11 protein-coding genes and 1 pseudogene are annotated in these 12707 nt (G+C 75.8%); 7 read left to right on the forward strand and 5 right to left on the reverse strand.

What is annotated here, in order from left to right:
- The first annotated feature begins 508 nt into the window (after positions 1-508).
- Both EAO77_RS34235 and EAO77_RS34240 read left to right on the forward strand, forming a co-directional pair.
- Positions 509-898: a hypothetical protein gene (locus EAO77_RS34235; RefSeq protein ID WP_147992233.1), complete on the forward strand. Its 390-nt coding sequence runs from the start codon at positions 509-511 to the stop codon at positions 896-898.
- Between the two features lie 185 nt (positions 899-1083).
- Positions 1084-2505: an FAD-dependent oxidoreductase gene (locus EAO77_RS34240; RefSeq protein WP_147992234.1), complete on the forward strand. Its 1422-nt coding sequence runs from the start codon at positions 1084-1086 to the stop codon at positions 2503-2505.
- A 43-nt stretch (positions 2506-2548) separates the two neighbouring features.
- On the opposite strand, the gene EAO77_RS34245 is transcribed toward EAO77_RS34240, so the two are convergent.
- Positions 2549-3235 carry an HNH endonuclease gene (locus EAO77_RS34245; RefSeq protein ID WP_147992235.1) on the reverse strand — a complete coding sequence of 229 codons (687 nt, stop codon included), beginning with the start codon at positions 3233-3235 and terminating at the stop codon, positions 2549-2551.
- 250 nt (positions 3236-3485) lie between these two features.
- On the opposite strand from EAO77_RS34245, the gene EAO77_RS34250 reads away from it, so the two are divergent.
- Positions 3486-4145: a family 16 glycosylhydrolase gene (locus EAO77_RS34250; protein ID WP_261994276.1), complete on the forward strand. Its 660-nt coding sequence runs from the start codon at positions 3486-3488 to the stop codon at positions 4143-4145.
- Here the strand turns inward: EAO77_RS34250 and EAO77_RS34255 are convergent.
- The gene (locus EAO77_RS34255) at positions 4093-4752 is read right to left on the reverse strand and encodes a helix-turn-helix domain-containing protein (protein WP_261994277.1); all 660 of its coding nucleotides are present in this window, start codon (positions 4750-4752) and stop codon (positions 4093-4095) included. The two genes, EAO77_RS34250 and EAO77_RS34255, sit on opposite strands and share 53 nt — an antisense overlap.
- Positions 4753-4818: 66 nt before the next feature.
- On the opposite strand from EAO77_RS34255, the pseudogene EAO77_RS40690 reads away from it, so the two are divergent.
- A pseudogene (locus EAO77_RS40690) lies at positions 4819-5013 on the forward strand (cold-shock protein); the annotation flags it as partial.
- Between the two features lie 382 nt (positions 5014-5395).
- Positions 5396-6541 carry a winged helix DNA-binding domain-containing protein gene (locus tag EAO77_RS34265; RefSeq protein ID WP_147992237.1) on the forward strand — a complete coding sequence of 382 codons (1146 nt, stop codon included), beginning with the start codon at positions 5396-5398 and terminating at the stop codon, positions 6539-6541.
- Between the two features lie 57 nt (positions 6542-6598).
- Here EAO77_RS34265 and EAO77_RS34270 read toward each other — a convergent pair whose 3' ends face one another.
- Entirely contained in the window at positions 6599-7714 is a 1116-nt protein-coding gene (locus EAO77_RS34270; RefSeq protein WP_147992238.1) for a PP2C family protein-serine/threonine phosphatase, read from the reverse strand.
- Positions 7715-7933: 219 nt separating this feature from the next.
- On the opposite strand from EAO77_RS34270, the gene EAO77_RS34275 reads away from it, so the two are divergent.
- The gene (locus EAO77_RS34275) at positions 7934-10768 is read left to right on the forward strand and encodes a SpoIIE family protein phosphatase (protein WP_147992239.1); all 2835 of its coding nucleotides are present in this window, start codon (positions 7934-7936) and stop codon (positions 10766-10768) included.
- Between the two features lie 42 nt (positions 10769-10810).
- Here the strand turns inward: EAO77_RS34275 and EAO77_RS34280 are convergent, their stop codons facing one another.
- Positions 10811-11491, reverse strand: coding sequence for a TetR/AcrR family transcriptional regulator (locus tag EAO77_RS34280; protein WP_147992240.1), 681 nt, complete (start codon positions 11489-11491; stop codon positions 10811-10813).
- Positions 11492-11630: 139 nt separating this feature from the next.
- Between EAO77_RS34280 and EAO77_RS34285 the strand changes: the two genes are divergently transcribed.
- Entirely contained in the window at positions 11631-12509 is an 879-nt protein-coding gene (locus tag EAO77_RS34285; RefSeq protein WP_147992241.1) for a metal-dependent hydrolase, read from the forward strand.
- Here EAO77_RS34285 and EAO77_RS34290 read toward each other — a convergent pair.
- On the reverse strand, positions 12467-12707 hold a 241-nt coding region (locus EAO77_RS34290), incomplete at its 5' end, for a metal-dependent hydrolase (protein ID WP_261994278.1). The genes EAO77_RS34285 and EAO77_RS34290 overlap by 43 nt on opposite strands.

Here is a 12707-nt window from a genome sequence, read left to right on the forward strand (position 1 = left end):
AACGGCCGGAATACTCACGGCGCCGTGCCCGGAGTACTCAGTTCCCGCGGCCGCGCCCGTACCGGGGGCGGCGCGACTCCTGCCCCGGGTGTCTCCGGCGCCGCGCGCGGAGTGCGGCACAGCACGCGGCGCAGGCACGCATCACGGGCCGGCGGTCACGCCTCGGGCCCGGGCCGCCACGGCGCGGGGCCGCCGCGCGGAGGCGAGAGGTCGCCGGGTCGGCGCGCGGCGCCGGAGTCCGCCGCGCAGGGCACGGACCTCGCCGCACGCGCGCAGGGGGCCGCGCCGCGAGGCGGCGATCGCCCCGCGGGCCCGGGGCGGCCGCGGCGCGGAAGACACCTCGGGTTCGCCCCCCGGGGGGCACACCGCGCGCGGCGCCGGAGACACCCGGGGCAGGAGTCGCGCCGCCCCCGGTACGGGCGCGGCCGCGGGAACTGAGTACTCCGGGCACGGCGCCGTGAGTATTCCGGCCGTTTTCCGCGGGCCGCGGGGCTGGTCGGATGGGGGCATGACCTCCGAAGTCCCCCGCAGCGCGCGACTGCGGCAGATGACCGCCACCGGCACCGTGCTCGCCGGTGTGCTGCTTCCTCTCGCGGCGGGCGTGCTGCTGGCCAGGAGCGTGGGCGCGGATCCGCTCACGCCGGTGAACGCGCTGCTCACCAGCGGTGCCCAGCGGGCTGCGGCCCGGCAGCCGCAGCTGCGCGGATGCCGCAGGCACGCGCTGCTGGGCCGGGCGCCGGCCGTGCGCTCGGCGGCGGAGCGGATCCGGCCGGCCGCGGCCCGCTGCGCGGGCGTGCTCGCCCGCGTCCGTCCCGGGCCGGCGGCGGCCGGACGGACACCTGGGCCGGCCCGCACCTCGGCGCGGCGCGGCACCGGGCGGACGTCCGGCGGGGAGTGACCGACGGCCGGGGACACCGGGGTCGTCCGTCCGGGTGAATGCCCGGGTGGGCGTTCGGGACGTGGCGGGTGCGGTGGCCGGGGCCGGCGGGACCCCCGGGGCGGCGGGAACCGTTCGGAGCCGCTCCCACCAGCCGGGATACTGGTCGGTCGCGCAACAACTCGCCGACCACGAGAGGCAGATGGATGGACGACGCACTGGGGAAGGACGCCCCCCTGCGGGGAGCGGGACGACGGCACGCGGTCGTCGTCGGCGGGAGCCTCGCGGGGCTGCTGGCGGCACATGTGCTCGCCGAGCACGCCGACAGGGTGACGATCGTGGAGCGCGACCGCTTCGCCGACGAGCCCGGGGTGCGCCCGGGCGTCCCGCAGGGCCGTCACGTCCATGTGCTGCTGGAGGGCGGACAGCTGGCGCTCGACGCGCTGCTGCCGGGGTTCATGGCGGAGCTCAGGGCGGCGGGCGCGCCCCGGCTGGGGATGCCGTCCGACATGGTCCAGTGGCAGGGCGGCCGGTGGTTCCGCCGGACGGACGCGACGACGCACATCTACACCGGGTCCCGGGGGCAGGTGGAGCACCTGGTGCGGACACGGGTCCTCGCCAACCCGCTGATCTCGACGGTCACCTCGACCGAGGCCGTCGGACTCGCCGGCGACGCGCGGCGGGTGCGCGGCGTCCTGGTCCGCGAGCGCGGCGCCGGGGCGGACACCGGGCCCCGCATCCTGGAGGCGGACCTGGTGGTGGACGCCTCCGGGCGCGGCACCCGGGCGGACCGTTGGCTGTCGGCGATCGGGGCGGAGCCGCCGCAGGAGGAGACGATCGACACCGGCCTCGCGTACGCCTCGCGGGTCTACCACAACAAGAGCGACCACCTCGGGACCGGGGCGCTCGGCTACTACGTCTACCCGAGCGCCGACCAGGTCCACAGCGGTGGCGTCCTGCCGCTGGAGGACGGGCGCCACCTGGTGATCCTGGCGGGGCTGCGCGGCGACGAACCGCCCACCGACGAGGAGGGGTTCACCGCCTACGCGGCCCGTTTCCCGCACCCGTTCATCCACGAGTGGATGAAGGAGGCCGTCCCGGACTCGGCGCCGTTCGGCTTCCGCGGCACCTCCAACGTCCGGCGCCGCTACGACCGTCCGGGCCGACGGCCCGCGGGCTTCCTCGCGACCGGCGACGCGCTGTGCACGTTCAACCCGATCTACGGACAGGGCATGGCGGTCGCGGCGATGAGCGCGGTGGCGCTGCGCGACGCGCTCGCCGACCTGCGCCGCACCCCGACGACACGGCGGGTGCAGCGCGCCCTCTTCGAGGCGTCGCGCCAGGCGTGGGACATCTCGGCGGGTGCGGACCGCGCGATGCCCGGTGCGGTCGGCAACGCGGTGGCGACCCGGGCGGTGGACCGGCCGGCGAGCTGGTACCTCGGTCGGGTCCAGCAGCGGTACCCCGGCGACCCGGTGATCGGCCCGGCGTTCCGTTCGGTGCTGACCCTGACCTCCCCGGTGACCGCGCTGTTCGCCCCGAAGGTGGTGCGCGCGGCGCTCCTCGGGCCGGTCGCGGTGACGCCTTCCGGGCCGCCCCTGGCGCGTGAGGGGGCCGCCACGGGCTGACCGGTCCGGCCCTCCCCGCTGCGGGGAGGGCCGGACGGCCCGCTCACGGGGCGGCGGGCACGACCGTGTAGTGGACCACCGCGTCCTCGCACGGCCCTTCGGCGAAGACCTTCATCGCCTCCATCTCCGCGGTGTCGGCGTCGAGTCCCCAGCGCAGCTTGGTGGAGACCCATTCGGCGAGGTAACGGCAGTGGGCGGCCGGCTCCGGGGGGACCCAGTCGGCCGGGTCGCGGTCCCCCCGGGCCCGGTGCGTCCCGGCGGTGAGGACGGTCAGCGGCTGGGGCGCGCCCTGGTCGTTGGCGTACGCCTCCCGGCGTGCGGCGGGCCAGGCCGCGGCGCCGGACTCCCATGCCTCGGCGAGCGGGACGGTGTGGGCGACCACCAGCGACGCCGCGTCGGTGACCCGGCCGTTCTGCGTGTACGGGGTCCAACTGCCCCCCGTGAGAAGGCAGCCGGCGCCGACGGACGGTGCTTCGACGGCCTCGGCGACGAGGACCTCGCCGCGTGTGTCGCACCCGTCGTCGGGCACCAGCCCGGCGTTCCAGTGCGGGAAGGCGCCCGGGGCGGGGGCCGCGGACCCCTGCTCCGGGACGACGGGCACCCGGCCGACGGCGTCGGCGAGCGGGACGATCTCGGCCGCCCCGGCGGGAGCGGGCGGGGCCAGGCAGAACGCGGCGAGGACGGAGACGAGGGCGAGCACGCGCGGAGCGCGCAACCGGTGTGTGGTCATGAGGCGGTGATAGCGGGCCACGGGCCGGCCCGGACACGTGCGGGACCGGTGATCACCCGCACGGGTGCCGCGGTTCACCGCAGAAACGTTGCCGTCCGGTCCGCCCGCCGACGTGCGAGGACGCGCGGTCCCGGCGGGACGGGCGCGACACGCCCGGGATGCGCGGACGGGCCGTCCGGCCGTGTCCTCGGGGCGGGTACGGGCGTTGAACCGGGTGTCCGTCGTCAGCGCTTTCGCGAGGGGGACCCACGTGAGCAGCGACGCAGCGTTCTTCACCGCCGACTTCACTTCGACCGCCCAGTGGGTTGCGGGCCGGTCATGGGCCTATCCCGAGGGCGGCCCGCGCAATCGTTCCGACAACAAACTGGACCATCTCACCGACGATCCCGCGTACAGCCGCGAAGGCGTCTTCCGCGCCACCCGGCGCGACGACGGGTACTGGGACACCGGACTTCTGACGACCGAGGAGAGCGAGGAGGGTTTCACCCTGCGCTCCGGCGACGTGCTGGAGACGCGGGTGCGGCTGCCCGAGGAGACGGGCGCCTGGCCCGCCGTGTGGACATGGCGCGACGGGGGCAACGAGATCGACGTCTTCGAGTACCACCCGGACAATCCCGGCCTGCTGGAGCTGACCAACCATGTACGGGGCGCACAGCGGTACTTCAGCGACCCCGCGATCCGGCCGGGCGCGCAGGTGGACCTGCGGGTCGAGTTCGGTTCCGGCTCCGTCGTCTGGTGGGTGAACGGCAGACGGGTGTTCGCCGACGGCCGCGGTGTGGGCCGCCGCTGGCGCGCGTATCTCATCGTGAACCTCTCGGTGTGCGCGGGCCGTCACCACCCGGCGCCCGACGAGGACGTCACGGAGATGTCGTACGCCGTGGAGCATCTGCGGGTGCACCGGCGCCGCTGAGGGCGGGCCCGGCGGCACGCGGCCGGGGGGCACCGGCCGCCCGGCGGATCGCCGAGGGGCTGGTGCCGAACCACCGGGTCACGGCACGCCGCAGGGTGCGGGCGTCGCTGAAGCCCAGCAGTCCGGCGACGGTCTGCAGGGGCAGGTCGCCGGTGGTCAGCAGCTCCTCGGCGCGCACCAGGCGCACCGAGTCCACCAGTGCCTCGTACGTCGTGCCGTGGCCGGCCAGCCTTCTGCGCAGCGTGCGTTCGCTCATGCCCCGGGCGAGCGCCTGCTGCGCGAGCGGGGGCACCCGCGGCAGGCCGCGGGCGACCGACACCTCCAGGCCCTCCACCAGGTCCTGCCGTTCGCGCCCCCGGTCACGGGCCGCGTCGAGGAGCTGGACCACCTGGGCGAGCGCGTAGGCGTCGGCGCTCGGCACGGGGCGGTCGAGCCAGTCGTCGGCGAACTCGATCCGGTCGTCGTCCGCACCGAACCGGACGGGGCAGCGGAACCACTCCTCGTACGCCCGGCCGTACGGCGGGCGGGCGTGCCGCACGGCCACGGCGCGGGGCGCGAAGGCCCCGTCCACGGAGTCCCGGATCAGGGCGACGATGCTGCGAACCACCTTCGACCGACTCGGGCCGTGGCTCTCTGGTGGTGGCCGGTTTCGCCGTGTAGCGTCCTTCCACAGATGTCGTGGTTCGCAGTCCCTGCCCGCGCTCCGGCGTGGGCGCTTTGCTGTGCAGTGCAGGACCAGGGCGATCACCTCCGGGTCCGCGCGGTGCGGATCCGATATCGACTGAGAGGCACCGGCATGGCCAGCGGCACCGTCAAGTGGTTCAACTCCGAAAAGGGCTTCGGCTTCATCTCGCAGGACGGCGGCGGCGGCGCTCACGGCCCTCCTCATCGCACGGCCCCCGGCATTCTGGCGATCCTCGCGAAGCCGCGGCGCTCGGCGTGGTCGGGCGCGTCCATGGCGGTGCTCCTCGTGCTCGGTGCGGTCCCGGGACGGCCCCGGGGCGGGCGGCCCGGGGCCGGCGGCGCACGCTTCGGGGGGATGCGTGCCCCGCCGGGGCCGGCGCGGCCGGTGCGGGCCGGCCTCCGTCTCCCATCCTGGCCTTCCGCCCCGGACGGACGCGTCGGCAGGGCGGGTCGGCCGCCGGAGCCCGACGGCCGACGGCCGTGTCGTCCGATCGGTTGATGCGCCGCGGCCCGTCAGCTGCACCCGGAGGCGGGGCGACGCGCGGGGCGGAGCGAGAATGGCTGCCATGGCGATCAGCGCGCGTGGCCTCAACCGCTCGACTCTCGCCCGGCAGTTGCTGCTGGAGCGGGAGCCGCTGGACGTGGTGGACGCGGTACGGCGGGTGGTCGCCCTCCAGGCGCAGCAGCACGCGTCGCCGTACCTGGCGCTGTGGAACCGGATCGACGGTTTCGACCCCGCGGCCCTCGACGCGGCGCTGGCGGAACGCCGGCTGGTCAAGGCGACGCTGATGCGCGTCACGCTGCACATGGTGGACGCCGAGGACTTCGGGGTGTTCCGGGAGGCCATGGAGCCGACGCTGCGCTCCTCGCGGCTGGGGGACGCCCGGTTCCGTGCGTCGGGGATCGGTCCCGAGCAGGCCGCCGGCGCCGTCGCCGGACTGCTGGAGTACGCCGGCTCGTCCCGCGCGGACGCCGAGGCACGGGCCTGGACCGCCGAGCGTCTCGGCGTCCCGCTGGAGACCTCGGCGTGGCGGATGCTGCGGCAGTACGCGCCGCTGTGGCACGCGCCGACGGGCGGCCCCTGGTCGTTCGGCCCCCGGCACACCTGGGCCGGACCCGGCACGCCGCCCCGGCTGACGGACCCGGAGGCGGCGGACGCCGGCCTGCGGGCCCTGCTGCTCCGGTACCTGGCGGGCTTCGGGCCCGCGTCGGTGGCGGACATGGCCCGGTTCACGACGGTCGCCCGGGGCCGGGTGAAGGCCGCCGTGCGGGCGCTGGGACCGGCGGTGGAGGAACTGGAGGGCCCGGAGGGCACCGTGCTGCTCGACGTCCCCGGGGCGCCCCGGCCCGACGAGGACACCCCCGCGCCGCCTCGGCTGATGGCGATGTGGGACAGCGTGCTGCTGGCCCACGCCGACCGGGGACGCGTGATACCGCCCGCGTACCGCAGTGAGGTGATCCGGGTGAACGGCGACGTCCTGCCCACCCTGCTGGTGGACGGACGTGTGGCGGGCGTCTGGCGGGCGGTCGACGGCGGCATCGAGGCCACCGCCTTCCATGCCCTGCCGGAGCGGGTGTGGGAGCGGCTGGCGGCGGAGGCCGTGTCGCTGACGGCTCTGCTGGCCGACCGGGACCCGCTGGTCTACCGCCGGTGGGACCACTGGTGGGCGCGCGGATTCCCGGCCGCCGCGACCAGGCTGCTGCCCGCCTGACCCGGGGCGCCGGCCCCCGCGGTGCCCGGCGACACCGGCCCCGCCGCCCGGCTCCGCTCACGCCACCCGTGAGGAACCGGCGGGGAGGCGGGCGTCCCGCGGCGCGCAGCGGTTCAGCACCATGACCGCGCTGTCGTCGTCCGGCGAGGGCCCCGCCCATGCGCTCACCGCGCGCAGCAGGGCGGAGAGCACGGCGTCGGGGTCGCCGGAGTCGCAGTCGCCGAGCGCGGTGAGCGGGGCGAAGAAGGCCCCGTCGTGGTTGCGGGCCTCGGTGATCCCGTCGGTGAGGAGGACGAGGCTCGCCCCGTCGGGGAACGGGTGCTCGTCCACCGTGCGCGGGACGGCCGACAGGGGCCCCATGCCCAGCGGCAGGGAGAACTCGCCGGGGTCGAGGGTCCGCATGCCGTCCGGGTCCACGGCGTAGGGCGCGGGGTGGCCGCAGTTGAGCAGCCGCACCAGGCCCCCCGCGGGCGGGAACTCCACCAGCAGGGCCGTGGTGAAGCCCTCCGTCTCCTCCAGCCCGCCGCGGCGCCTGCCCTCCCGCTGCAGACAGCGTTCCAGCCGGTCCGCGACGGCCACCAGGTCCGGCTCCTCCTCGGCCGCCTCGCGGAAGACGGCCAGCAGGACGGCCACCGTCGACACGGCTCCGAGCCCCTTGCCCCGGACGTCGCCGATGACGGCGCGCACCCCGAAGGGGGTCTCCTGGACCCCGTAGACGTCGCCGCCGATCCGGGCCTGGGCCTGGGCGGTGCGGTAGACGGCGGCGATCCGGAAGCCGCCCACCTCGCGGGGCGGCGCGGGCAGCAGCGCCAGCTGGGCCGCCCGGGCCACCGTCTCCGCGGCCTCGATGCGGTGGCCGTACCGGTTGAGCAGGCGGTTGATGTCCACCGCGAGGAACCCGGCCAGCGCGACGAAGAGGTTCTGGACGACCTCGTGCGATTCGAGGACTCCCCGGTTCACACCGGAGAGGACCTCGAAGGCGACCGCCACGACCGACACGGCGACGGTGGTCCGCAGCGACGCGGTGCTGCCGGCGACGACGCAGGCGAGGGCGAGCAGCGGGCTCGCGCTGACGCGTTCCGGGGTGGACAGCTCCAGCACCACACCGGCGGCGAGCAGCGTCCAGGGCAGGGCGAGGGTGTATCTGGGCCATTTTCTGCCGATGCGGTCCATCCGCCTATCAGTACCGCACCGCCCGCCGCGACCGCCCGGCCGCGGGTCCACGGCGCGCCGGAAGCCCGGCGAGGGCCCCCTGCCCGGCGTGCGCGGATGCGCGCCGGGGCCCGGCCGGGACCGCTCCCCCACGTGCCCGGATGAGTGCGGGGCGCCCGCTGCGAAACGCTCCCCCGCGCGCGCGGATGTGCGCAGGGCCGGGCACCGGGGCGGCGCCAGATGTTAGAAAGGGACCATGGTCGGGCTGTACGGGCGGTCCACGAACGCCGACCCCGCCACCGGCGGTGGCGGGCCCGCCCCGCGCGCCCGCGGCACGGGCACCCGCCCGTGAACGGGAGGGCGCCCCACGGGGCGCGGCTGTCGTGGTGGCAGCGGACCCGGTCCGCGCTGGACGCGCGCAGCGTCGCCGGCCAGGTCCTCTTCCTCCAGGTGGTCGTCGCGGTCCTGCTGATCACGGCGGCGCTGGTCGTCCTGGTCCTCCAGGCCCGGAGCGAGAGCGAGCAGGCCGCCCAGGAGCGCTCGCTGGCCGCCGCCGCCTCCTTCGCCCACTCCCCCGGCATCGTCGCGGCGCTGCGGTCGGCCGACCCGGCCGCGGCGCTCCAGCCGCTGATGGCAGACGCGGGGGCGGAGGCGGGGGTCGACTTCATCAACGTCATGGCGACCGACGGGACCCGTCTGGCCGACACCGACCCGAGCCTGGTCGGCCGGGTGAACGAGGGTGTGGAGCGGGCCGTGCGCTCGGGGGCGTTCACCGAGATCTTCGAGGGCGCCCCGACGGACGCGGCGCGGGCCATCGCCCCCGTGCGGGGGGCCGACGGGGCGGTGATCGGCCTGGTCGGAGCCGGGGTGCAGATCGGCACGGTCGGCGACGAGGTCGACCGGCAGCTGCCGGTGTTCCTGACGTCCGCGGGCGCCGCGCTGGCCCTGGCGACGGTCAGTGCGGCACTGGTCAGCAGGCGGCTGCGCCGGCAGACGCGCGGGATCGGGCCGAGCGAGATGACCCGCATGTACGAGCACCACGACGCGGTGCTGCACGCGGTGCGCGAGGGCGTGCTGATCATCGGGGACGACGACCGGCTGGTGCTGGCGAACGACGAGGCCCGCCGCCTGCTGGAGCTCACCCGCGACGCGGACGGTCGTCCGGTCGCCGAGCTGGGCCTGGACGCGGGCATCGCCGCCCTGCTGGTGTCCGGCCGGGCGGTGACCGACGAGGTGCACCTGGCCGGGGACCGGCTGCTGGCGGTGAACACCCGGCCCACGGCGCCGTACGGCGGCAGTTCCGGCTGCGTGGCCACACTGCGCGACACCACGGAGCTGCGGTCGCTGGCGGGCACGGCGGAGGTGGCCCGGGAACGGCTGAAGATCCTCTACGAGGCGGGCGTGCGGATCGGGACCACGCTGGACGTGGTGCGGACCGCCGAGGAACTGTCCGGTGTGGCGGTGCCCCGGTTCGCGGACTTCGTCACCGTCGAGCTGCCGGACGCCGTGCTCCACGGCGACGACCCCGCCGATCCGCCGACGACGATGCGGCGTGCCGCGCTCAGCGGGGTCGACCCCGACCACCCCTTCCAGCCCGTGGGCGACCCGGTCCGGTTCGTCGCGCACGCGACGCCGATGGCCCGCGCGATGGCCGGCGGCCACGCGGTGCTGGAGGCGGATCTGGGGAGCGCGGAGGCGTGGCGGGCCCAGGACCCCGAGGGGGCGGCAGGAGCGCTCGCCTACGGGGTGCACTCGCTGGTCACCGTGCCGCTGCAGGCCAGCGGGGTGGTGCTCGGCATGGTCAGCTTCTGGCGGGCGCAGCGGCCCGAGCCATTCGAGGAGGAGGACCTGTCGTTCGCGGAGGAGCTGGCGGCCCGGGCGGCCGTCGCCATCGACAACGCCCGCCGCTTCACCCGCGAGCACACCATGGCCGAGACGCTCCAGCGCAGCCTGCTGCCGCACGTGCTGCCGAGTGGGCCGGCGCTCGACACCGCGTACCGGTACCTGCCCGCGCAGGCGCGCGTGGGCGGCGACTGGTTCGACATCATCCCGCTGCCGGGCCTGCGGGTGGCGCTGGTCGTCGGCGACGTGGTCGGGCACGGTCTGCACGCCGCCGCGACGATGGGCCGGCTGCGGACCGGGGTGCACAACTTCTCCACCCTCGACCTGCCGCCCGACGAGCTGCTGACCCGCCTCGACGACCTGGTGGGCCACCTCGACCGGGACGAGCGCCGGGCCGGGGAGGGCACCACGGGGGCGACCTGCCTGTACGCGGTCTACGACCCGGTCTCCGGGCGGTGCACCCTGGCGTCGGCCGGCCACCTGCCCCCCGCCCTGGTGCACCCCGACGGCGCGGTGGAGTTCCTGGACGTGCCGGTGTCGCCGCCGCTCGGCGTCGGCTCGCTGCCGGTGGAGTCCACGGAGGTGGTGCTGCCCGAGGGCAGCCGCCTCGTGCTCTACACGGACGGTCTGGTCGAGGACCGCGAACGGGACATCGACGTCGGCATGGAGCAGCTGCGCTCGGTGCTGGCGGACCATGCGCACGGGACGCCGGAGGAGATCTGCGAGGGGGTGTTCGCCGGAATGGTGCCCGCCCACCGCCGGGACGACATCGCGCTGCTGGTCGCCCGCACCCGGTTGCAGGACCCGTCACTGGTCGCCTCCTGGGAGGTGGCGCCGGAGCCGGCCGCCGTCGGTCCGGTGCGCGCGGCGTGCAGCCGCCGGCTGGCCGAATGGGGGCTGGAGGACATCGCGTTCACCACGGAACTGGTGCTGAGCGAGCTGATCACCAACGCGGTCCGGTACGGCACCGGGCCGGTCGGCGTCCGGCTGCTGCACGACCCCGGCCGCACGCTGGTGTGCGAGGTCTCGGACGGCAGCAGCACGTCGCCGCATCTGCGGCAGGCCACGGCGACGGACGAGGGCGGGCGGGGGCTCTTCCTGGTGGCGCAGCTCGCCTCGCGGTGGGGGACCCGCTACCTCCCGGCCGGCAAGGTGATCTGGGCGGAGCTGTCCCTGGCCGAGGGCGGCCGGCCTCCGGGTGAGGCGCTGTTCGAGGGCATCGGGAACTGGTGAGCGCCGCGCGGGCCGCGGCGCCGTGCCCCGGCCGGCGGCGGCTCAGCCGGCCGGGGGCGGCTCGTCCGGCCGGGGCGCGGGGGGCCGGACCGTGACCCGTTTCCGGAGCAGCAGCCACCGGTCCTCGTCGTCGAGGGCCGCCCGGATCAGCTGGTAGAAGCTGCGTTCGCACAGCGCCTCCAGGGCCGCGCGGTCCGTCGTGGGGTCGTCCAGCCACGCCAGGACGATCTCCTCCATGCAGGCGAGCCACCCGGTCACCGCGAGCGTGACGGCGGGGGTGGCGGGTGCGCCGGCGGCGGTCAGTGCGGCGTTCAGCCAGCCGGCGAGGGTGGAGCGGGCCGACCGGTGCAGGGTGCGCACGCCCGCTGCGGTGCCGAGCCGGGTGACGGCGCGGTAGACCGCGGGGTAGCGGGTGACGTAGTCGGTGAAAGTCGTGATGCCGGCGCGCAGTTGCTCGGCCGGACTCAGCGCGGGGTCGGGGCGGACATGGGCGAGCAGCTCCTCGGCGGCCGCCTCCAGGACGGCCTGACGGAACGTCCGCTGGGATCCGAAGTAGTGGAAGAGCAGCCCGGGTGAGACGCCCGCCTCGCGGGCGACGGACTCCACGGACAACTCGTCGACGGGGCGGAACTCCAGGAGGCGGCGGGCGGCTTCGAGGATCTGCGTCCGGCGGTCGGCCGGGAGCATCCGCGACGGGCGGGCGGCGGGGGTGCGTCGTGCCATGCGGCCCATCCTATTGACAGAAAGTCTAGAACTTCTACTGTTGAGTAATCCTCAACAGGGTGCGTCCCCGAGCAGGCCGACGGCCGCGCTCGGGCACCCCTGCCCGGCCCCCTCATCCTCGTGACGGAGGAGTGTGTCCATGAGCAGCACGGAAGACCACGACGACCTGGTCCTGCGGGCCCGCGACGTCCACTTCGACTGGGGTGCGCTGCCCCTGCACTGGATACCGGGACGCCCCATGGCGACCCATGTGGTCAATGTGCTGCACCTGTTGCTGCCCGAGGGCGAGCGCTGGTTCGTGCGCACGTTCCGGGAGGCGGTGCCGATGATCACCGACGAGAAGCTGCGCGAGGAGGTGCTCGGGTTCATCGGCCAGGAGGCCGTCCACGCCGAGGCGCACCAGGGCGTGCTGGACCACCTGCTGACGCAGGGTCTGGATCCGGGGCCGTACGTCCGCCAGGTGGAGTTCGTCTTCCGGCGCGTCCTGGGCGAGCGCCCGGGGCTGCCGGCCGCACGCGCACGCGAGCACGTCGTCGAACGGGTCGCGATCATCGCGGCCGTCGAGCACTTCACGGCCTTCCTCGGCGACTGGGTGCTCAACGCCGACGGCCTCGACCGTGCCGGGGCGGACCCGGTGATGCTCGACCTGCTGCGCTGGCACGGGGCGGAGGAGGTCGAGCACCGCAGTGTGGCGTACGACCTGCTGCGGCATCTCGACCCGGGGTACCGCAGGCGCGTCCGCACGCTGTTCGTCGCCGGCCCGGTCCTGTTCCACCTGTGGATCCGCGGCGCCCGATTCCTGATGGCCGCCGATCCCTCGCTGCCGCGCGGAGCGCGGCCCACCTGGCGCGGATACGCCGACGGGGCCCGGAGCGGTGTGCTGCCGGGGCTCGGCAGGCTGACCCGTTCCGCCTCCCGCTACCTGAGCCCTGCGTACCACCCCTCGCAGGAGGGATCGACCCGGCAGGCGGTGGCCTACCTCGCCGCCTCCCCCGCCGCCCGCGCGGCCGCGCACTGAACCACTTCCCCGAGCGGGCCGGCGACGAACAGCGTGCGGACGCGCCTGCGGTACCCCGGGTCGAGATGCCGCAGCAGGTCGTACGCCACACTGCGGTGCTCGACCTCCTCCGCCCCGTGCCAGCGCAGCAGGTCGAGCATCACCGGGTCCGCCCCGGCACGGTCGAGGCCGTCGGCGTTGAGCACCCAGTCGCCGAGG

Source organism: Streptomyces sp. T39 (assembly GCF_008042045.1).
Taxonomy (GTDB): Bacteria; Actinomycetota; Actinomycetes; order Streptomycetales; family Streptomycetaceae; genus Streptomyces.